The organism is Acinetobacter sp. NIPH 284 (assembly GCF_000369425.1).
Classification (GTDB): domain Bacteria; phylum Pseudomonadota; class Gammaproteobacteria; order Pseudomonadales; family Moraxellaceae; genus Acinetobacter.
Window position 1 is genome coordinate 1 of the sequence record NZ_KB850013.1, and the last position, 1,070, is coordinate 1,070.

Below are 1,070 nucleotides of genomic sequence, written 5' to 3' on the forward strand. Positions count from 1 at the left end.
GGCACGGTGGTACAGTCACCCGCAGCAAATACACCTTTGACATTGGTTTCATTACGATCATTGATCACAATCTCACCACGATTGCTGAGTTCAACTGCACTGTTCTTTAGGAAATCCGTATTTGGCAATAAACCAATTTGTACAAAGATTCCCGAAAGTTCTACTGTGTGTTCTACATCAGTCGCACGATCTTTATACTTCAATGCTGTCACTTGTGAACCATCACCAACCACTTCAGTACTCAAGGCATTGGTAATAACTGTGGTATTCGGTAAGCTATTTAACTTGTCCTGTAAGACTTGGTCAGCACGAAGTTTGGTATCGAACTCAACCAAAGTCACATGCTCAACAATCCCTGCTAGATCAATCGCAGCTTCTACACCCGAGTTACCTCCACCAATCACTGCAACTCGTTTACCTTTAAATAATGGACCATCACAGTGTGGGCAGTACGCAACACCACGTGTACGGTATTCAGCTTCACCTGGAACATTCATTTCTCTCCAACGAGCACCTGTTGAAAGAATGATGGTCTTAGACTCAAGCTTAGCACCATTTTCTAGTTCAACTTCAACCAAACCATTGGCTGTTTGATCTGCACCTGTGATTTTACTAACTCTTTGTAAGTTCATGATGTCCACGCCATATTCACGAACATGCGCTTCCATATCTTGAGCAAACTTAGGACCAACTGTTTTTTGGATCGTGGTAAAGTTTTCAATATCCATGGTATCCATGACTTGACCGCCAAAACGTTCAGCCACAATCCCTGTTTTGATCCCTTTACGCGCTGCATAGATCGCTGCTGTACCGCCTGCAGGACCACCACCAATCACCAATACATCAAAAGCATCTTTCGCATTGAGAAGAGCTGCATCTTTCTCTGCTGAGTTGCTATCTAACTTCGCGATGATTTCTTCCAAAGTCATACGACCCTGACCAATATGTTCATTGTCTTGGAACAACATTGGGACTGCTAAGATTTTGCGTTCTTCAACTTCTTCTTGGAAGAAACCACCATCAATCATGGTCGCAGTTGCATCTGGGTTATAGATCGCAATTAAGTTCAA

General features: G+C 43.1%; 1 protein-coding gene. It reads right to left on the reverse strand.

The genetic code is table 11. From position 1 onward, the window contains the following. Nucleotides 1-1,070: alkyl hydroperoxide reductase subunit F (ahpF, locus tag F908_RS14545; protein WP_034602934.1), on the reverse strand; the 1,070-nt coding region annotated here is incomplete at both ends.